We start from the raw sequence: 17639 nt of genomic DNA, 5'->3' as shown, positions 1-17639 counted from the left end.
GACGGCCTGGCACCATCCAACACCGCGCCGCCGGACCACGCACGGTCCTCGGGCCGGTTCTCACCCCCGCCCGAGGAGCGACCGCGCGTCGGCCACCGTGATCACCGAGCCGGTCACCACGACCCCCCGGCCGGTGCCGACCCCGACCTGGTCGTCACGCTCGGCCAGGTCGGCGGCGAGCTGCAGGGCCTCGTCCAGGCGCACGCTCGTGTGCACGCGGTCCGCGCCGAAGATCTCCCGGGCGATCTCGGCCACGTCCTCCGGGTCCGCCGACCGCTCCGACGAGTTGCGGGTGAGCACCACGTGGGCGAACGCCGGCTCGAGCGTGGCGAGCAGGCCCTCGACGTCCTTGTCGGCCATCACGCCGACGACGCCGACCACGGTGCGCAGGTCGAACGCCTCCCCCAGCGCGTCCACCAGCGACTGCGCGCCGTGGGGGTTGTGCGCGGCGTCGACCAGCACCGTCGGGCTGGACCGCACCAGCTCGAGGCGGCCGGGCACCGCGACGTCGGCGAACGCCGTCTCCACCACCCCGCCGTCGAGCGCCCGCCCGCCGAGCAGCTGCTCGACGGCGGCCAGGGCGAGGAGCGCGTTGTGCGCCTGGTGCTCGCCGTGCAGCGGCACGAAGACCTCCGTGTACAGCCCGGCCGGGGTGCGCAGGTTCACGAGCTGGCCGCCCACCGCGACGTGGCGCGCCGCGACGTCGGCGTCGACCCCTTCGCGCACCGCGTGGGCCCCGGTCTCGGCGACCCGCTCGCGCAGGAGCTCGTCGACCACCGGGTGCTGCTCGGCGCTCACGACGGTGGCGCCGTCCTTGACGATGCCCACCTTCTCGGCGGCGATCTCGGCGAGCGTCGACCCCAGCCACCGCTCGTGGTCGATGGCGACGGGCGTGAGGACGGCGATCTCGCCGTCGACGACGTTCGTCGAGTCCCAGCGCCCGCCCATGCCGACCTCGATCACGGCGACGTCGACGGGCGCGTCCGCGAACGCGGCGATCCCCATGACCGTCAGCACCTCGAAGAAGCTCAGGCGCGGGCCTCCGGCCTCCTGCGACTCGCGGTCCACCACGCCGACGTACGGCGCGACGTCCTCGAAGACCTCCACGAAGCGGGCCGCGCTGAGCGGCTCGCCGTCCACCTGGATGCGCTCGGTGACGCTCGACAGGTGCGGGGACGTGAACAGGCCGGTGCGCAGGCCGTGCTCGCGCACGAGCCGCTCCGTCATGCGCGCCGTCGAGGACTTCCCGTTGGTCCCGGTGAGGTGGATGGTCCGGAACGCGCGCTGCGGGTCGCCGAGCAGCTCGAGCACCCGCTGCACGCGGTCGAGCGTCGGGTCGATGTCGTGCTCGGGCGCCCGCGACATGATCTCGGCGTAGACCTCGCGCAGCGACTCGGCGGCGAGGGCGTCCTCCGCCGCCTGCCGGGCGGCCTTGCGGTCCTGCGCGCGGGCCTTGCGGTCGGTGGGGCGGGGCTTCTTCTGGGGGTCGGGGCTCACGCTCCGAGGATAGGTGCTGCGGGAGCGGCCGCCTCAGCGGGTCTCGAGCACCACGACCGGGGTCTCGCGGGCGCGGTGGGCCGCGAACCGGTCGATCTCGCCCCAGCCCTGGTGCCGGCCGACGAGGGTCCACAGCCGCTCCCGCTCGGCGCCCGTCGCCTCCGCCGCGCGGACGGGCCGGGTGCCGTCGACGGTGTCGACCTCGGCCTCCGGGTGCGCCTCGTCGAGGTGGGCCGGGCTCGCGTCCATGGCGTCCTCCCGCACGGTCCGAGCCGCTGCGGCTGCGGACGTTCGGGACCAGCGTGCCACCGGCGGTCGCCCGGCGGAACGTCAGCCGGCGCGGTTCACCCGCACCGCCCGCACGCCGTCCGCGCCCGACACCGTGAGGGACACCGCGAGCGTCTCGCGCGCGATGAGCTCCCGGTGGGCCTCGACCGCCGCGACGTGCTCGGCCGGGACGTCGAGCTCCAGGTCGATCCGGTCGCTCACCTCGAGGCCGGCGGCCTTGCGCGCGTCCTGCACGTCGCGCACGACGTCGCGGGCGTAACCCTCGGCGCGCAGAGCGTCGTCGAGCGCCAGGTCGAGGACGACGAACCCGCCGCCGGGCAGCACGGACGCGGCCACGTCCTCGCCCGCCTCGTCGCCCACGACCGTGGTGAGCTCGTACTCGGCGTCGAGCAGGGGCTCGTCGCCGCCGTCCGTGGTCACGACCACCGAGCCGTCGGCGTCCTTGCGCCACGCCCCCGCCTTGGCGGCCTTGATGACCGCCTGGACGCCGCGGCCCAGCCGCGGCCCGGCGGCGCGGGCGTTGACCGCCAGGCGCTCGGTGATGCCGAACCGGGCGGACGCGTCGGCGTCGGCGGGCACGAGGTCGACGGACTTGACGTTGAGCTCGCTCGTCAGCAGGCCGACGTAGTCCGCGAGCGCCACCGGGTCCGGGACCGCCACGGTGAGCCGCGCCAGCGGCTGGCGCACCCGGAGCTGGTGCGCCTTGCGCAGCGCGAGCGCGCTGGAGACGACGGCACGCACCTCGTCCATCGCCGCGACCAGCGCGTCGTCGCGCACGAGGGCGGCGTCCACCGCGCCGTCGGCCCCGCCGTCGGACGCCACGGGCCAGTCCGCCAGGTGCACCGAGCGCCCGCCGGTGAGGCCGCGCCAGACCTCCTCGGTGAGGAGCGGCGCGAGCGGGGCCATGACGCGCGTCAGCACCTCGAGCGCGGTGTACAGCGTGTCGAAGGCGTCGGCGTCCTCGTCCCAGAAGCGGTCGCGCTGGGTGCGCACGTACCAGTTGGTGAGGACGTCGAGGTGCTCGCGCACGGCCTCGCACGCGCCGGCGATGTCGTAGGCGTCGAGCTGCGCGGTGACCGTCGCGACGAGGTCGTGCGTGCGCGCCAGCAGGTAGCGGTCGAGGGCCGGCAGGCCCGGCACCCGCTCCGCGGTGACGGGCTTCGCGACGTAGCCGTTGCCGTCGGCCGCGCTGTTCGCGTACAGGGTGAAGAAGTAGTACGTGCTCCACAGCGGCAGCAGCACCTGGCGCACCGCGTCGCGGATGCCCTCCTCGGTGACGACGAGGTTGCCGCCGCGCAGGATCGGGCTGGCCATGAGGAACCACCGCATGGCGTCCGAGCCGTCGCGGTCGAAGACCTCGCGCACGTCGGGGTAGTTGCGCAGCGACTTGCTCATCTTGCGGCCGTCGGAACCCAGCACGATGCCGTGCGAGACGGCGGTGCGGAACGCCGGGCGGTCGAACAGCGCCGTGGCGAGCACGTGCAGGGTGTAGAACCAGCCGCGGGTCTGGCCGATGTACTCGACGATGAAGTCGCCCGGGTAGTGGTTCTCGAACCACTCGGTGTTCTCGAACGGATAGTGCACCTGGGCGTACGGCATGGAGCCGGAGTCCACCCACACGTCCATGACGTCCTCGACGCGGCGCATCGTGGACTTCCCGGTGGGGTCGTCGGGGTTGGGCCGGGTGAGCTGGTCGACGAACGGGCGGTGCAGGTCGGGCTCGCCGTCCGCGTTGCGCGGCAGGCGGCCGAAGTCGCGCTCGATCTCCGCCAGGGAGCCGTAGACGTCGATGCGCGGGTGCGCCGGGTCGTCCGACTTCCACACGGGCACGGGCGAGCCCCAGAACCGGTTGCGGGTGATCGACCAGTCGCGGGCGTTCTCCAGCCACTTGCCGAACTGGCCGTGCTGGATGTGCTCCGGGGTCCAGGAGATCTGCTCGTTGAGCTCGAGCATCCGCTCCTTGATCTTGGTGACCTCGACGAACCAGGAGGACACGCCCATGTACATGAGCGGCTGCCGGCAGCGCCAGCAGTGCGGGTAGGAGTGCGCGTACGACTCGCGGCGCAGCAGCACGGTGCCGCCGGTGACCGAGCCGGCGTCGGCCTCCCCGCGGGTGCGGGCCTTGAGGTGGTCGATGATCGGCAGGTTCGCGTCGAAGACCTGCAGCCCCGCGTACTCGTCGACGGGGTGCGTGAACTTCCCGTCCGCGCCCACGGGCATGACGGAGGCGACGCCCTCGCGGTCGCAGACGATCTTGTCGTCCTCGCCGAACGCGCCGGCGGAGTGCACCAGGCCGGTGCCGTCCGTCGTCGTGACGAAGTCCGCCTCGACCACGCGGTGCGCGCGCTCGCGGCCCTCGTAGTACGTGAACGGCGGGGTGTAGGCGGTCTGCAGCAGCTCGCGGCCGGTCAGCCGGCCGACGACGCGCGGCGCGTCGGCGCCGTCGTCGGTGAGCTCGCGGGCGAACGCGTCGACGCGAGCCTCGGCCAGGACGTAGCGCTGCGGGCTGCCGGTGAACGACGACTCGACCACCACGTAGTCGATGTCCGGGCCCACCATGACGAGCAGGTTGGACGGCAGCGTCCACGGCGTCGTCGTCCAGACGAGCAGCTTGTCCCCGGGGCGCACGGCGTCCTGGCCCGCCGGCACGGTCGTGACGTCGAAGCCCACCGTCACCGCCGGGTCCTGGCGCTGCTGGTAGACGTCGTCGTCCATGCGCAGCTCGTGGTTGCTCAGCGGCGTCTGGTCGTTCCAGCAGTACGGCAGCACGCGGAAGTCCTCGTACACGAGGCCGTTGTCGTAGAGCTTCTTGAAGCCCCACAGCACCGACTCCATGTAGGTGACGTTGAGCGTCTTGTAGTCGTGGTCGAAGTCCACCCAGCGCGCCTGGCGGGTGACGTAGTCGCGCCACTCGGAGGTGTACCTGAGCACCGACGAGCGGCAGGCGTCGTTGAACTTCTCGATGCCCAGCTCGAGGATCTCGTCCTTCGTCTTGATGCCGAGCTGGCTCATCGCCTCGAGCTCGGCGGGCAGGCCGTGGGTGTCCCAGCCGAACCGGCGCTCGACGTGCTTGCCGCGCATCGTCTGGTAGCGCGGCACCACGTCCTTGGCGTAGCCGGTGAGCAGGTGGCCGTAGTGCGGCAGGCCGTTGGCGAACGGCGGGCCGTCGTAGAAGACGAACTCGTTGCTGCCGTCCTCGCCCGCCGGGTTCTTGTCGACCGAGGCCTGGAACGTGCCGTCGACGGCCCAGAAGTCCAGCACCTCGCGCTCGACGGCCGGCAGGTCCGGGGAGGCGGGCACGCCGGCGATGCCGAAGGCGGCGCCGGGCCGGGCTGCCTGCTGCGGGTCGGACGAGCGGTGCTGCGGATAGGCCATGGGTGGGGCTCCTGTGCGGGCGGTGGTACGGGTCGGCTGGTGACGGTCGTGCTGCCGTGCGAGGACGACTCCCCCGCCCCGATGGGCGCGGTCACCGCGGTACCACCCCGCTTGCGGACCCGGTCGTGCGTGGGTCCGCCGCTCGTCGAAGGCTGTGACGGGCCTCCCCGTCCGGTTCTACTGGGGCCGACGTGCGGCCGGTTCTTCCGGAGGCTCGCCGGTGATGGCCGGGTCGACGCCTGTGGGTCCATGGTAGCCAGCCCGCGCAAGCCTGCGCCCCGGCGCGTCGCGGGCCCGTCAGTCGGCGCGCGGCGCGTACATGATGACGGCCACCCCGGCCAGGCAGATCAGCGCGCCGAGCACGTCCCAGCGGTCGGGGCGGAAGCCGTCGACGACCATGCCCCACGCGAGCGAGCCGGCGACGAAGACCCCGCCGTAGGCGGCCAGGATGCGCCCGAAGCTGGCGTCCGGCTGGAGGGTCGCGAAGAACCCGTACAGCCCCAGCGCGATCACGCCGGCGCCGATCCAGACCCATCCCCTGTGCTCGCGGACGCCCTGCCACACGAGCCACGCCCCGCCGATCTCGAAGAGCGCCGCGGCGACGAACAGCGCGATCGACCGGAGGACGGTCATGGCGTGCGCCGGGCCGGTCCGGGTGTCGTCATGCCAGCACCGTAGCCGCGCGACCCGGCCACGGCGCAGCGGCTACGGTGCCGGCATGACGGTGACCTCCGCCCTGCTGTCGTTCGCGCTCGTCGCCGGCCTGCTGACCCTGGTGCCCGGCCTGGACACGGCGCTGGTCCTGCGCAGCACGGTGACCCGCTCGCGCTCGCACGGCATGGCTGCCATCGCGGGGATCCAGGTCGGCACGCTCGTGTGGGGCGCCGCCGCGGCCGGTGGCGCCGCCGCGCTGCTCGCCGCGAGCCAGACGGCCTACCGCGTGCTGACCGTCCTCGGCGCGGCGTACATGGTGTGGCTGGGGGTCTCGATGATCCGCTCGTCGTTCCGCCGCCGTCCGGACGAGCCCGCCGACGCCGACCTGCCGCTGCCCACCGGCGGCCGGTGGCGTGACTTCGCCCTGGGCCTGAGCACCAACCTCATGAACCCCAAGGTCGGGGTCTTCTACGTCGCCGCCATCCCCCAGTTCGTGCCCGACGGCGTGAACCCGCTCGTGATGGGCGTGCTGCTGGCGCTCGTGCACTGCGTGCTCGGCACCGCCTGGCTGTCGCTCGTCGTGCTCGGCGCCGGCTGGGCGGGCCCGCGGCTCCGCCGCTCGAACGCCGTGCGCTGGGTCGACCGCGTCACCGGCGGCGTGCTGGTCCTGCTCGGGGCCAGGCTGGCGACGACCGCCCGCTGGTGACGCGGCGCCGCCCCGGCCTCTCCGCCCCGCCCCGGCTCGGCTCGGCTCGGCTCGGCTCGGCTCGGCTCGGCTCGGCTCGGCTCGGCTCACTGGATCGTCAGCTCGATGGTGTGCCACCCGGTCGAGCCGTCCGGGGCGGGCGGCGCCTGCTCGGAGACCTGGACGTTCCCGTCGGCGTCGGTGGCGCGGACGGCCACGAGGTGGTCGCCCGGCGTCGCGTCCCAGTCGAGGCGCCACTGGCGCCAGGTGTCCGGGCCGACGGTGTCGGCGAGCTCGGCCGCGGTCCAGTCGCCGTCGTCCACCTGGACCTCCACCCCGGCGACGCCGGTGTGCTGCGCCCACGCGACGCCGGCGAGGGTGACGGTCCCGGCGGGCAGGTCGTCGCCCGGGCGCGGGACGTCGATGCGCGAGGAGAGCTTGACCGGCCCCCGCGCGGACCAGCCCCGCGGCGTCCAGTACGCCTCGTCGTCGGCGAACCGGGTGACCTTCAGCTCGGTGACCCACTTGGTCGCGGACACGTACCCGTACAGGCCGGGCACCACCAGCCGGGCCGGGAACCCGTGCTCGGGCGGCAGGGGCTCGCCGTTCATCCCGACCGCGAGCAGGCACTGCCGGTCGGCCTCCTGGAGGATCTCGAGCGGGGTGCCCGCCGTGAACCCGTCCGTGCTGCGCGAGAGCACCATGTCCGCGCCGGCCTGCGGCCTCGCGCGGGCCAGCAGGTCGCGGACCGGGTAGCCGAGCCACAGCGCGTTGCCGACGAGGTCTCCCCCGACCTCGTTGGACACGCAGGCGAGGGTCACGTGGTGCTCCTCGAGCGGCAGCGCGAGCAGGTCGTCCCACGTGATCGTGAACGGCTCGTCGACCAGACCCGTCACGGTGAGCGACCAGTCCTGCGGCGCCACCTGCGGCACGATCAGCGCGGTGTCGATGCGGTAGAAGCTCTCGTTCGGCGTGACGTACGGGGCCAGGCCGTCGACGCCGAGCTCCGCCCCGGCGGGCACCGGCGGCGCCGCCCGCGCCGGCGCGGGCAGCCGGATCGACTCCCGGACGGCCTGGACGGCGCGGCTCCCCGCGGACACGGCCCGCGACGCGGCGAGCGCGACGAGCCCGCCCGCCGCGGTCAGCCCGGTCCACAGCAGGAAGCCCCGGCGGTCGGGGCCCGACGCCGGGGCTCCCGGCAGCGGCGGGGCGCCCGGCGACGCCGGCACCCGGGCGACCAGCGCGCGCAGCAGCGCGACCGCGACGCCCACCCCGACCAGGGCGGGCAGCGCCCACAGCACCGTGGCCTCGGGCCGCAGCCCGGCGACGACGGCGGCGAGGACGCCGACCGCGGCCAGCAGGGCGGCGCCCCACGGCGGACGACGACGCTGCAGGACGCCGACGAGGGCCGCCCCCGCGAGCGCCACCACCCCGATCGTGCCCAGCAGCACGGCCTTGTCCGCGGTCCCGAACCAGGAGATCGCCAGGTCCTTGAGCCACCCGGGGACCGCGTCGACGACGGCCGCACCGGCCGCGAGCACCGGGCTGGAGGCCGGGTCGACGAACGCCGCGACCAGCTCGGCCACCGCCAGCCCGGCGCCCGTGGCGACGACGCCCGCGAGCGCCGCCCACCGTCCCGCGTGCGGCCGCCCCGCGCCCGTGCGCGGAGTGCTGCCCGGCTCCGTCGTCGTGGTCATGCCTTCAGGGTCCCACCGTGTCCCACCGTGTCCCGCCGTGCGGACCGGACCTCACGACCCGACGCCCACCTCGCCCTCGACCGGCCGGGGCACGGCGGCGAACACCGACTGGCCCAGCCACCGCGGCACCTGGCGGCGCGCCTCCGCGTCGCCGTCGAGCAGGACGTCGCCGCGGCGCAGCGCCCCCGCCCATGTCAGGTCGCCGCGCCACAGCCGCGTGAGGGCCCGCAGCGGCGTCGTCACGACCACCTTCGCCTCGAAGCCCGGGTCGTAGTCGCACACCTCGGCCTCGCCGTCGCGCACCACGATCCACCACCGCGCCACGCGCGGCGCGACGTCGGTGAGGACGAACGCGACGACCGTGCGCTCGCGGGGCCAGGCCGCGACGTCGACGGTGCGCCGCATGTCCCACAGCAGCAGGTGGGGGTCGAGGTCCGCCTCGCCGAGGTCACCGACCCAGCGCGTGCCCCACGCCCCGAGCGCCTCGACGACCGGTCGCAGCTCCTCCCCGGCCGGAGTGAGCCGGTACCGGGCGCGGCCCTCGACGCCGGTGCGGCGCACGATCCCGGCGTGCTCCAGGGTGTGCAGCCGCTTCGACAGCAGGGTGGGCGACATCCGCGGGTTGCCCCGCCGCAGCTCGTTGAAGCGGGTGCTGCCCGCCAGCAGCTCGCGCACGACGAGCAGCGTCCACCGCTCGTCGAGCACCTCCATCGCCTTCGCGACCGGGCAGAACTGGCCGTAGCCCGTCATGACACCAGTGAACGCCCGCGGGGACGCCGGCCGCCAGTACAGATCCAGGACTTCGCCCGGTCCAGATCCGGCACTGGAGCGGACGGCGCCCGCGCCGGACCCTGGTGGTGCCGGGGGCCGTCACCACGAAGGAGTCAGCCATGAGCATCACCGACCGCGAACCGGTCCCGGCCGAGCTGCTGGACACGGTCCGCACCAAGCACAGCGCCCTGTGGGCGCTGGGCGACTATCCGGCGGTCGCCGACGAGGTCATCCCGAGCCTCGGCGCCGTCCTCGTGGAGGCCTGCGACGTCGGTCGCGGCGACCACGTGCTCGACGTCGCCGCGGGGTCCGGCAACGCCGCGATCCCGGCGGCGCTCGCCGGGGCCGACGTCGTCGCGTCCGACCTCTCGCCGGTGCTGCTGGCGGCGGGACGGGAACGTGCCGCCGAGCGCGGCGCCGTCCTGCGCTGGGAGGTCGCCGACGCGCACGCGCTGCCCTTCGACGACGGCGCGTTCGACGTCGTCATGTCGTGCGTCGGCGTCATGTTCGCCCCGTTCCACGAGCTCGCCGCCGGCGAGCTGACCCGGGTGGCCCGGCCGGGCGGCACGATCGGCACGATCGCGTGGACGCCGGACGGGTTCATCGGCCAGATGTTCGCGACGATGAAGCCGTTCGCGCCCCCGCCGCCGCCCGGCGCCCAGCCGCCGCCGTGGTGGGGCGACGAGCTGCACGTGCGTTCCCTGCTCGGCGACCGGGTCACCGACCTGCGGGCCGAGGTGCGCGGGCTGGTCGTGGACCGGTTCGCCTCGGGCGTCGAGTTCCGGGACTTCTTCAAGGCGACGTACGGGCCGACGATCGCGACGTACCGGTTCCTCGGCGAAGACTCCGCCCGCGTCGCGGAGCTCGACGCCGCCCTCGCGGACCTGGCCGACGCGCACCTGGCCGACGGCACCATGACCTGGGACTACCTCGTGGTGCGCGCGACCCGCGCGTGAGCGGGCGGCGGCGGACGTACTAGGCTCGACGGCGGATCACGGGCCCGGTTCTGGCCCGTCGGCGTGGCCCGGGCTGTGGGCCGCGGTTCCACCGGTGCGAGATGGCGCGCCCTTCGTCCGTCCGAGCCGCCACCCCGGGAGATCCCGCGTGCCACGCCGCACCCGTTCCGCCACGTCCGCCGCCACCCTGCTCGCCCTGTCCCTCGTCGCGCTCGCCGGCTGCTCGCCGGAGGCTCCCGCCGCCGGGGCGGGCGAGGCGGGGTCGGGCGGCTCGGCGGCCCCCGTCACCCTCGACAACTGCGGGTTCGACGTCAGCGTGCCCGAGCCGCCCGAGCGGGTCGTGACGATCAAGTCGAGCACCACCGAGATGCTGCTCGCGCTCGGCCTCGGCGACCGCATCGTCGGGTCGGCGTTCCTCGACGGCCCCGTGCCGGAGTCGCTGGCCGACGCCGCCGCCGGCGTGCCCGCGGTCGCCGAGCCCATGGCCGACCAGGTGCCCGGCGCGGAGGCGGTCCTGGGGCTGGAGCCCGACCTCGTCTACGCCGGGTGGGAGTCGAACCTCACCGCCGAGGGCGCGGGCGACCGAGACACGCTCGCGCAGCTCGGAGTCGCGACGTACGTCTCGCCGTCGGCCTGCAAGGAGCCGGGCTACCAGCCGGACCCGCTGACCTTCGACGACGTGTTCGCGGAGATCGGCGAGGCCGGCGAGATCTTCGGCGCGACGACGGAGGCGGCGGCCCTCGTCGACGAGCAGCGCGCGACGCTCGCCTCGGTCGCCCCCGACGACCGCGGGCTGAGCGCACTCTGGTACTCCTCCGGCGACGACATCCCGTACGTCGGGGCCGGCATCGGGGCGCCGCAGATGATCATGGACGCCGTCGGGCTCGAGAACGTGGCGGGCGACGTGCAGGACACCTGGACGTCGTTCGCGTGGGAGGAGGCGATCGCCGCCGACCCCGACGTCATCGTCCTGGTCGACGCCGCCTGGAACACCGCCGAGGACAAGATCGCCCGCCTCGAGGGCAACGAGGCGACGGCGCGGATGACGGCCGTGCGCGAGCGCCGCTACCTCACCGTGCCGTTCCCGGCCACGGAGGCCGGCGTGCGCAACGTCGGCGCCGTCGTCGACCTCACGCAGCAGCTCGGGCAGCTGGAGGGGGTCGGCCGGTGACGACGCGCACCGCGGCCCCCGCAGGACCCGTCGCCGGGCCTGCCGCGACGGTCCGGCCGGCGGCCCGCCGGGGCGGCGTCTGGTGGCTGCCGGCGGCGGTCGTGGCGCTGGTGGCGACCGTCCTGGTGGCGGTGACGATCGGCCCCGCCGACCTGTCGGTCGGCGACGTGGCCGCGTCGGTCGCCGGGCACCTCGGGCTGGGCGGGGTGCTGGGCCTCGAGCCCCTCGGGACGCTGCAGGACGGCATGGTCTGGCAGCTGCGGCTGCCGCGCGTGCTCACGGCGGCAGCCGTCGGCGCCGGGCTCGCCGTGTGCGGCGTCGTCATGCAGTCCCTCACCCGCAACCCGCTCGCCGACCCGTACCTGCTGGGGCTGTCGTCGGGGGCCTCCCTGGGCGCGGTCCTCGTCCTCGTGGCGGGGCTGACCGTGCTGCTGCCGGTGGCCGCGTTCGTCGGCGCCGTCGCGGCCCTGGTGGCGGCGCTGACGCTCGCGGGGGCGATCGGCACCATCACCCCCACCCGCACGGTGCTCGCCGGGCTCGCCGTCAGCCAGCTCGCCGCGGCGGCGACCAGCTTCGTCATCTTCTGGTCGGCCACGGGCGACTCCTACCGCGAGATCCTGTCGTGGCTCATGGGGTCGGTGGCCGGGGCGACCTGGACGTCCGTCGCGGTCACGGGGATCGCGGTGCTGGTGCTGGGCACGCTGCTGGCGTCGTCCGGGTCCGTGCTGGACGCGTTCACGTTCGGCGACACGGCGGCGGCCGCCCTCGGCGTGCCCGTCGCGCGCGTGCGGTGGCTGCTGCTGGTCGGCGTCGCGCTGCTCACCGGCGCGCTGGTGTCGCAGTCGGGCTCGATCGGCTTCGTCGGCCTGATCCTGCCGCACGCGGTGCGCATGCTCACCGGCGCGCGCCACCGGCTGCTGCTGCCGCTGTCCGCGCTGTGCGGGGCGTCGTTCCTGGTGTGGGCGGACACGCTGGCCCGCACCGTGTTCGCGCCGCGCGAGGTGCCGGTCGGCATCGTCACCGCCGCCATCGGCGCCCCCGTGTTCGCGCTGCTGCTGTGGAAGGGCAGGAGGATCGCATGACCACCACCGCCACCGGCGCCAGGACGGCTACGACCGGCACGACGCCGGGCCCCCGCGGCCTGGACGCCGAACGCGTGAGCTGGTCGGTCGGGGGCCGGCTCATCCTCGACGGCGTGGACGCCACCGCTCCCGCCGGGGCGGTGAGCGGCCTGCTCGGGCCGAACGGGTCGGGCAAGTCGACGCTGCTGCGGGTGCTCGCGGGCGTGCAGCCGCCGTCGGACGCCGGCGCGCGCGTGGCGTTCGACGACGCCGACCTGCTCGGCCTCGGGCGCCGGAAGCGGGCCCGCGTGCTCGCGCTCGTCGAGCAGGAGGCCTCGACCGACCTCCCGCTCACGGTGCTGGACGCCGTCCTGCTGGGGCGCATCCCCCACCGCTCGCTGCTCGCGGGCGACTCGGACGCCGACCGGGCCGTGGCGCACCGCGCGCTGGCCACCGTCGGCATGACGGCGTTCGCGGAGCGCGAGGTCACGACCCTGTCCGGCGGCGAGCGCCAGCGCGTGCACATGGCCCGCGCCCTGGCGCAGGAGCCGGCGCTGATCCTCTTGGACGAGCCCACCAACCACCTGGACGTCGCGGCGCAGCTCGACGCGCTGCGCACCCTGCGGGCCCTCGCCGAGGACGGCGTCACCGTGCTCGCCGCGCTGCACGACCTCAACCTCGCCGCGCAGACGTGCGACCACGTCGTCTTGCTCTCCGAAGGACGGGTCGTCGCGGCAGGGGACGTGCGGGACGTCCTCGTGCCCGACGTCCTCGACCCCGTCTACGGCGTGCGGACCGAGGTGCTCACGCACCCCCGCACCGGGCGGCCCGTCCTGTCGTTCGAGCTGCCCGGCTGACACGCCGGAGCCGACACGCCGGAACTGACACGCGGAACCGACGCCCGCGGCCCGCGCGGCCCGTCGCGCCTACCGCCGGCCGAGCTCGATCGCCGGGCAGCGGTCCATGACCATGTCCAGCCCGGCGGCGCGCACCCGCGCGGCGGCGTCCTCGTCGACCACGCCGAGCTGGAACCACACCGCCTTCGCGCCGATCGCGACCGCCTGGTCGGCGACGTCGCCGGCGAGGTCCGAGCGCACGAACACGTCGACGACGTCGACGGGGAACGGGATGTCCGCGAGCGTCGCGTACCCCTGCTCGCCGTGCACCGTCTCCGCGTCCGGGTGGACCGGCACGATCCGCTTGCCGTGCTGCCGCAGCACTCGCGCGACGCCGTGCGCAGCCCGCGCCGTGTTGGTGGACAGCCCGACGACGGCCCAGGTGGTCGTGTCGTCCAGCAGGCGGTCGACGGTGGCGACGTCGCCGGCGGTCGTCTCGGTGGTCTCCTCGGTGGTCATGCCCCCTGCAACCACCGCCCTGCCGGGCCTGTTCCGGCGCGGGTCACGGATCCTCACGGGACGAGGACCAGCACGGCGAGCAGGCACGACGCCGCGCAGCAGACGGTGCGCACGTGGTTCCACCGCACCCACGGACGGTCGTAGGCGGCCCAGCCCGCCGCGTCGGGGCTCGCCGCCAGCCGGTCGTTGAGCGGCACGTTGGCGGCCGCGGTCACGACGAGCATGCCGACGAGGGACACCGCGGCGCTCGCGACGAGGAGCCATGCGCCGTCCTGCCCCCCGACGAGGCCCGCGACGGCCGCCGCGGCGGGCACGAGGACCGCCGCACCGAACAGCGTCATGAACGGCGGGCGGACGGCGTCCTCGTTGATCGCGACCATCGCCGCCGCCGCGTCGGCGGGCGCGAGCCTGCGCAGCCCCGGGAGGACGAACGTCGAGAACGCGGCGAAGACGCCGCCCGCGAGGCCCGTGGCGAGCACGGTCGCGACGACGAGGACGGTGAGCAGCGTGGTCATGCCGTCAGTCAACCAGCGGGCGGGTGCGAGGCGTCGCAGGATGGACCGCATGGCGACGCCCCCCGCGGTCACGAAGGCCGTCAAGCGGTTCAACCCCTACGCCCTGAAGATCTCCTCGCGCGTGCCGCCGTGGGCGACGGTGCACCACGTGGGGCGCAGGAGCGGGCGCGAGTACCGCACGCCTGTGGTCGGGTTCGCCGCCCGCGCCCCGATCGACCCCGCGACGGTGTCCCGGCCCGGCGCCCCGGTGGCGATCGCCGAGCACCGCGACGTGCTGGTGCTGCACCCGCTGCCGTGGGGGCCCGACGTCGACTGGTGCCGCAACGTCCGCGCCGCCGGCACGTACACCCTCACCCGCAAGGGCGTCGACTACCGCGTGGACGAGCTGCGGCTCGTCGGCGTCGACGAGGCGCGCGGGATGCTGGGCGGGTTCGTCGGCGCCACCTCGGGCCTCCTCGGGATCGAGCACTTCCTGGCCGGGCGGCTGCGCCGGGCTCCCCGTCCGGACTGACGCGCCGCCGCCGGCGGTCAGCCGGCGGGCTGCGAGCCGCGCGCCACCTGCAGGGCCCAGGCGACGAGGGGCACCTGGAGCGGGAGCCGGCCCCAGGCGACCGCGGGGTTCCTCGCCCACGAGCGGGCGCCGGGGTGGGAGTCGAGCGCCATCTTCACGTTTCCTGGGAACACCGCGACGAACAGCACGGCGGTCGCGACGCCGCCGACCTGCCGCGTCGCGGGCACGGCGACCGCGGTGGCACACGCCAGCTCGGCGACGCCGCTGCCGTAGACCCAGGCGCGCGGCGAGCCCAGCGCGGCCGGGATCAGCCCCTCGAAGACCCGCGGGCGGACGAGGTGCAGGGTTCCTGCGGCAGCGAGGGAGGCCGCGAGTCCGGCGGCGAGGATCTGCGAGCGGCGCGACATCGCTCGACCCTAGCGGGCTTCCGGGGTGCGCGGCTCGGGGCCGCCGAGGAGCCCGGCCAGGACCCGTGGCAGGAGCCGCCCGAGCAGGTCGTCGTCGCCCGGCCCGGGGGGCGACGACCTGACGACCTCCGCGAGGTGCGGGTGCCCTCCCCCGGCGACGACCTCGCGCAGGTACTCGGCCTGCGCCGCCTCCCGCTCGCGGGTCGGGGCGGCGCTCCCGAGCTCGGTGCGGACGACCATCGCGACCATCCCGGTGACCGTCGCGGCGGCCTCGAGCTTGGCCCGGCCGGGGGCGTCGACGTGCTGCATCGCCGCGAGCGCGTACTCCAGGTAGGCCGCGACCCGCGGCGTCATCGGGGGGCGTGCCTGCAGGAGGTCGAGCAGCCAGGGGTGGCGCCGGCAGACGGTGCGCAGCTCGCGGGCGACGGCGAGGAGGTCGGCCCGGGCGTCGCCGGTCAGCGCCGGGAATCGCAGCTCGTCGAGCGCCGCGTCGAGCATGAGCTCGAGCAGCTCGTCGCGACGCTCGACGTAGCGGTACAGCGCGGTGGCACCGGAGCCGATCGCGGCCGCCACCTTGCGCATGGTGACGGCGTCGAGCCCGCCGTCGTCGGCCAGCCCGATCGCGGCCGCGGTGATCCCGGCGCGGTCGTGCACCGGGGCCGGACCGCGGCCCGCCCGCTCCTTGCGCAGCCAGATGCTGCCTGGCCGGCCCGGCCGCTCCTCATCCGTGTACACCGTTCGCAGTCTAGTATCGCGCCTACCGCGAACACCGTTCACAGAGAAATGAGGGTCCGATGACCACGACCCGCTACGCCACCCACGACGACGTCACCCTCGCCTACGAGACGTTCGGCGACCTCGAGACCGGCGAGCCGCTCCTGCTGATCATGGGCCTCGACTTCCAGATGGTGTGGTGGCCCGACGAGCTCTGCGCGCAGCTCGTCGACGCCGGCTTCGCCGTCGTCCGGTTCGACAACCGCGACACCGGGCTCTCCACCCACCTCGAGTCGCCCACGACGCAGAACCCCTGGCGCGCGCTGCTCGGCGGGACCGCGCCGGCGTACACGGGCACGGACGTGCTCGACGACGTCGAGGCGGTGCTGGACGCCGTCGGCTGGGCGTCCGCTCACGTCATGGGGATCTCGCTGGGCGCCGGCGTCGCGCAGGCGACGGCCCTGCTGCGCCCGTCGCGGGTCCGGACCCTGACGAGCTGCAACGGCCTGCCGTGCACGGTGAGCCCGCTGCGCAGGCTGGCGTACCTGCGCTTCGGCGTGTTCCGGGAGCTCGCCCGCCTCGGCGACCCCACGACCCGGGAGGAGGCGATCGACGTCCTGGTGGCGATCTGGCGGGCCTTGTCGTCGCCCGCGCACCCGTTCCCCGAGCAGTGGGCCCGCCAGGCCGCGACGCTCAGCCACGACCGCTCGCCCCGCGACCCGCGCACCACGCAGCGCCAGCTCGCCGCCTGGTCCCGCGTCCGGCTGCCCGCCCTGTCCACCGTGCGCGCCCCGACCCTGGTGATCGCGGGCGAGGACGACCCGCTGATGAAGGTCACGGGCGGGCGCGACACCGCCCGGCAGATCCCGGGTGCGCAGCTCCGCATCCTGTCCGGGATGGGCCACACGCTGCCGGAGCACCGGTGGCCCGAGGTCGTGGCGAGCCTGCGGGAGCTGGCCGGCCACGCGCGCTCGACGACCTCCTGACCGACGCGGGTAGGCATCGCCCGCCCCCGCTTCCGCCGCAGGACTCAGCCCGACGCGATCTCCAGGACCATCCGCGAGTGGGTCCACAGCAGCGCCCCGCCTGCCCCACGGACGATCACCCGGCGCGCCCCCGGGATCCGGGACGCGAGCGTCTCGCCGTGGTCCGGCGAGTGCGTCCGGTCGCCCTCGCCGTAGAACACGTGCACCGGCTCGGCGATCGCCTCCAGGCCGAGCCCCCACGGCGACATGGCCATCATGGTGTCCTGCACGTAGCCGACCCCCGACCCGGCGAACCCCTCCTCCAGGGCGGTCCGGTAGACGGCGAGGAACTCCGGCTCCGTGTACACCTCCCGGTCTTCCTCGGAGGAACCGCCGACGACCATCTGTTCCATCGCCTCGGCAGTGAAGCCCGCGAGGACGTCGCGCGCCCTGTCGGGGTCGTCACGCACGAGGTCGGGAAGGTCGAGCGCCTCGGGCGGGAGCTGGCCGCGGACCGCAGGGTGCGCGACCTCGTCCATCGGGGAGACGAGCACGCACGACCGGGCCCAGCCCTGGACCGCCGCCGCCAGCCCGAACAGGGCGCCCTGGGAGTTCGCCACCACCGGCACGTCGTCCACGGGCTCACCGAGCACCCCGTGCAGGAAGTCGCGATAGTCGCGCGCGGTCGAGGACGGAGAGCGCTCCTGCTCGACGTCCGACCCGCCCATCCCCGGGCGGTCCATCGTGACGAGCCGCACGCGCATCGCGTCCAGCAGGCCACCGCCGAAGCTCATGGACCTCCCTGTACCCGCTCCTGCGACGAAGAGCACCGGACGTCCGTCGAGCGGCCCGAAGCTCTTCCCGGCCAGACGACGGCCGTCAGGGAGCACCACGACATGGTCGGCGACGAGGCTCGGAGGGCGCATGCGCCGATGCTAGGACGATCATCGGTGGGGCGGGGTCGTCGACGGACTCCCGCCTGGCGCGCCGTGCCGACCAGCAGCCGCGGTCCGCAGC

18 protein-coding genes are annotated in these 17639 nt (G+C 75.0%); 7 read left to right on the top strand and 11 right to left on the bottom strand.

What is annotated here, in order from left to right; genetic code table 11:
• Positions 1-60: 60 nt before the first annotated feature.
• The 4 genes from IEW03_RS08755 to IEW03_RS08740 form a co-directional block, all read right to left on the bottom strand.
• Positions 61-1497: a bifunctional folylpolyglutamate synthase/dihydrofolate synthase gene (locus IEW03_RS08755; protein ID WP_371870611.1), complete on the bottom strand. Its 1437-nt coding sequence runs from the start codon at positions 1495-1497 to the stop codon at positions 61-63.
• Between the two features lie 33 nt (positions 1498-1530).
• Positions 1531-1746, bottom strand: coding sequence for a nitroreductase/quinone reductase family protein (locus IEW03_RS08750; protein ID WP_188523286.1), 216 nt, complete (start codon positions 1744-1746; stop codon positions 1531-1533).
• 81 nt (positions 1747-1827) lie between these two features.
• Positions 1828-5160, bottom strand: a complete 3333-nt coding sequence (gene ileS, locus IEW03_RS08745) for an isoleucine--tRNA ligase (protein ID WP_188523285.1) — start codon at positions 5158-5160, stop codon at positions 1828-1830.
• 297 nt (positions 5161-5457) lie between these two features.
• Positions 5458-5793 (bottom strand): YnfA family protein, encoded by a 336-nt coding sequence (locus IEW03_RS08740; protein ID WP_188523284.1) that lies wholly within the window; start codon positions 5791-5793, stop codon positions 5458-5460.
• Between the two features lie 85 nt (positions 5794-5878).
• Here IEW03_RS08740 and IEW03_RS08735 point away from each other — a divergent pair, with 85 nt between their 5' ends.
• Entirely contained in the window at positions 5879-6520 is a 642-nt protein-coding gene (locus tag IEW03_RS08735; RefSeq protein ID WP_188523283.1) for a LysE family translocator, read from the top strand.
• Between the two features lie 86 nt (positions 6521-6606).
• On the opposite strand, the gene IEW03_RS08730 is transcribed toward IEW03_RS08735, so the two are convergent.
• Positions 6607-8196: a molybdopterin-dependent oxidoreductase gene (locus tag IEW03_RS08730; protein ID WP_188523282.1), complete on the bottom strand. Its 1590-nt coding sequence runs from the start codon at positions 8194-8196 to the stop codon at positions 6607-6609.
• 51 nt (positions 8197-8247) lie between these two features.
• A complete protein-coding gene (locus IEW03_RS08725) occupies positions 8248-8946 on the bottom strand; it encodes a winged helix-turn-helix transcriptional regulator (protein WP_188523281.1) in 699 nt (232 codons plus the stop codon).
• A 140-nt stretch (positions 8947-9086) separates the two neighbouring features.
• Here IEW03_RS08725 and IEW03_RS08720 point away from each other — a divergent pair, with 140 nt between their 5' ends.
• The 4 genes from IEW03_RS08720 (at position 9087) to IEW03_RS08705 (ending at position 13012) form a co-directional block, all read left to right on the top strand.
• Positions 9087-9923 carry a class I SAM-dependent methyltransferase gene (locus IEW03_RS08720; protein ID WP_188523280.1) on the top strand — a complete coding sequence of 279 codons (837 nt, stop codon included), beginning with the start codon at positions 9087-9089 and terminating at the stop codon, positions 9921-9923.
• 148 nt (positions 9924-10071) lie between these two features.
• Positions 10072-11094 carry a putative F420-0 ABC transporter substrate-binding protein gene (locus IEW03_RS08715; RefSeq protein WP_188523279.1) on the top strand — a complete coding sequence of 341 codons (1023 nt, stop codon included), beginning with the start codon at positions 10072-10074 and terminating at the stop codon, positions 11092-11094.
• Positions 11091-12176 (top strand): putative F420-0 ABC transporter permease subunit, encoded by a 1086-nt coding sequence (locus tag IEW03_RS08710; RefSeq protein WP_188523278.1) that lies wholly within the window; start codon positions 11091-11093, stop codon positions 12174-12176. Before IEW03_RS08715 ends, IEW03_RS08710 begins: the two co-directional genes overlap by 4 nt.
• Positions 12173-13012 carry a putative F420-0 ABC transporter ATP-binding protein gene (locus IEW03_RS08705; protein ID WP_188523277.1) on the top strand — a complete coding sequence of 280 codons (840 nt, stop codon included), beginning with the start codon at positions 12173-12175 and terminating at the stop codon, positions 13010-13012. The genes IEW03_RS08710 and IEW03_RS08705 overlap by 4 nt, the downstream gene beginning before the upstream one ends.
• A 69-nt stretch (positions 13013-13081) precedes the next feature.
• On the opposite strand, the gene IEW03_RS08700 is transcribed toward IEW03_RS08705, so the two are convergent.
• Complete coding sequence (locus tag IEW03_RS08700) at positions 13082-13510, bottom strand: CoA-binding protein (protein WP_188523276.1); 429 nt, start codon at positions 13508-13510, stop codon at positions 13082-13084.
• A gap of 53 nt (positions 13511-13563) precedes the next feature.
• The gene (locus IEW03_RS08695; protein ID WP_188523275.1) at positions 13564-14025 is read right to left on the bottom strand and encodes an anthrone oxygenase family protein; all 462 of its coding nucleotides are present in this window, start codon (positions 14023-14025) and stop codon (positions 13564-13566) included.
• 49 nt (positions 14026-14074) lie between these two features.
• Here IEW03_RS08695 and IEW03_RS08690 point away from each other — a divergent pair, with 49 nt between their 5' ends.
• Positions 14075-14536, top strand: coding sequence for a hypothetical protein (locus IEW03_RS08690; protein WP_188523274.1), 462 nt, complete (start codon positions 14075-14077; stop codon positions 14534-14536).
• 17 nt (positions 14537-14553) lie between these two features.
• Here IEW03_RS08690 and IEW03_RS08685 read toward each other — a convergent pair whose 3' ends face one another.
• Together IEW03_RS08685 and IEW03_RS08680 are read right to left on the bottom strand one after the other, a co-directional pair.
• Positions 14554-14943, bottom strand: a complete 390-nt coding sequence (locus IEW03_RS08685; protein WP_188523273.1) for a DoxX family protein — start codon at positions 14941-14943, stop codon at positions 14554-14556.
• 9 nt (positions 14944-14952) lie between these two features.
• Positions 14953-15678 (bottom strand): TetR/AcrR family transcriptional regulator, encoded by a 726-nt coding sequence (locus tag IEW03_RS08680; protein WP_188523272.1) that lies wholly within the window; start codon positions 15676-15678, stop codon positions 14953-14955.
• A 59-nt stretch (positions 15679-15737) separates the two neighbouring features.
• Between IEW03_RS08680 and IEW03_RS08675 the strand changes: the two genes are divergently transcribed.
• A complete protein-coding gene (locus IEW03_RS08675) occupies positions 15738-16643 on the top strand; it encodes an alpha/beta fold hydrolase (RefSeq protein ID WP_188523271.1) in 906 nt (301 codons plus the stop codon).
• A gap of 44 nt (positions 16644-16687) precedes the next feature.
• Here IEW03_RS08675 and IEW03_RS08670 read toward each other — a convergent pair whose 3' ends face one another.
• Entirely contained in the window at positions 16688-17548 is an 861-nt protein-coding gene (locus tag IEW03_RS08670; RefSeq protein WP_188523270.1) for an alpha/beta fold hydrolase, read from the bottom strand.
• Between the last annotated feature and the right edge of the window lie 91 nt (positions 17549-17639).

The sequence above is a fragment of the Isoptericola cucumis genome, assembly GCF_014635665.1.
In the GTDB taxonomy this organism is placed as follows: Bacteria; Actinomycetota; Actinomycetes; order Actinomycetales; family Cellulomonadaceae; genus Isoptericola; species Isoptericola cucumis.
This window is presented reverse-complemented; position numbering and strand designations above follow the sequence as displayed.

Bases quoted from the DNA above. Each gene is read 5' to 3' on its own strand.
- IEW03_RS08750 (WP_188523286.1), bottom strand. From the start codon at position 1,746: ATGGACGCGAGCCCGGCCCACCTCGACGAGGCGCACCCGGAGGCCGAG.
- ileS (WP_188523285.1), bottom strand. From the start codon at position 5,160: ATGGCCTATCCGCAGCACCGCTCGTCCGACCCGCAGCAGGCAGCCCGG.
- IEW03_RS08740 (WP_188523284.1), bottom strand. From the start codon at position 5,793: ATGACCGTCCTCCGGTCGATCGCGCTGTTCGTCGCCGCGGCGCTCTTC.
- IEW03_RS08735 (WP_188523283.1), top strand. From the start codon at position 5,879: ATGACGGTGACCTCCGCCCTGCTGTCGTTCGCGCTCGTCGCCGGCCTG.
- IEW03_RS08730 (WP_188523282.1), bottom strand. From the start codon at position 8,196: ATGACCACGACGACGGAGCCGGGCAGCACTCCGCGCACGGGCGCGGGG.
- IEW03_RS08725 (WP_188523281.1), bottom strand. From the start codon at position 8,946: ATGACGGGCTACGGCCAGTTCTGCCCGGTCGCGAAGGCGATGGAGGTG.
- IEW03_RS08720 (WP_188523280.1), top strand. From the start codon at position 9,087: ATGAGCATCACCGACCGCGAACCGGTCCCGGCCGAGCTGCTGGACACG.
- IEW03_RS08705 (WP_188523277.1), top strand. From the start codon at position 12,173: ATGACCACCACCGCCACCGGCGCCAGGACGGCTACGACCGGCACGACG.
- IEW03_RS08700 (WP_188523276.1), bottom strand. From the start codon at position 13,510: ATGACCACCGAGGAGACCACCGAGACGACCGCCGGCGACGTCGCCACC.
- IEW03_RS08695 (WP_188523275.1), bottom strand. From the start codon at position 14,025: ATGACCACGCTGCTCACCGTCCTCGTCGTCGCGACCGTGCTCGCCACG.
- IEW03_RS08690 (WP_188523274.1), top strand. From the start codon at position 14,075: ATGGCGACGCCCCCCGCGGTCACGAAGGCCGTCAAGCGGTTCAACCCC.
- IEW03_RS08685 (WP_188523273.1), bottom strand. From the start codon at position 14,943: ATGTCGCGCCGCTCGCAGATCCTCGCCGCCGGACTCGCGGCCTCCCTC.
- IEW03_RS08675 (WP_188523271.1), top strand. From the start codon at position 15,738: ATGACCACGACCCGCTACGCCACCCACGACGACGTCACCCTCGCCTAC.
- IEW03_RS08670 (WP_188523270.1), bottom strand. From the start codon at position 17,548: ATGCGCCCTCCGAGCCTCGTCGCCGACCATGTCGTGGTGCTCCCTGAC.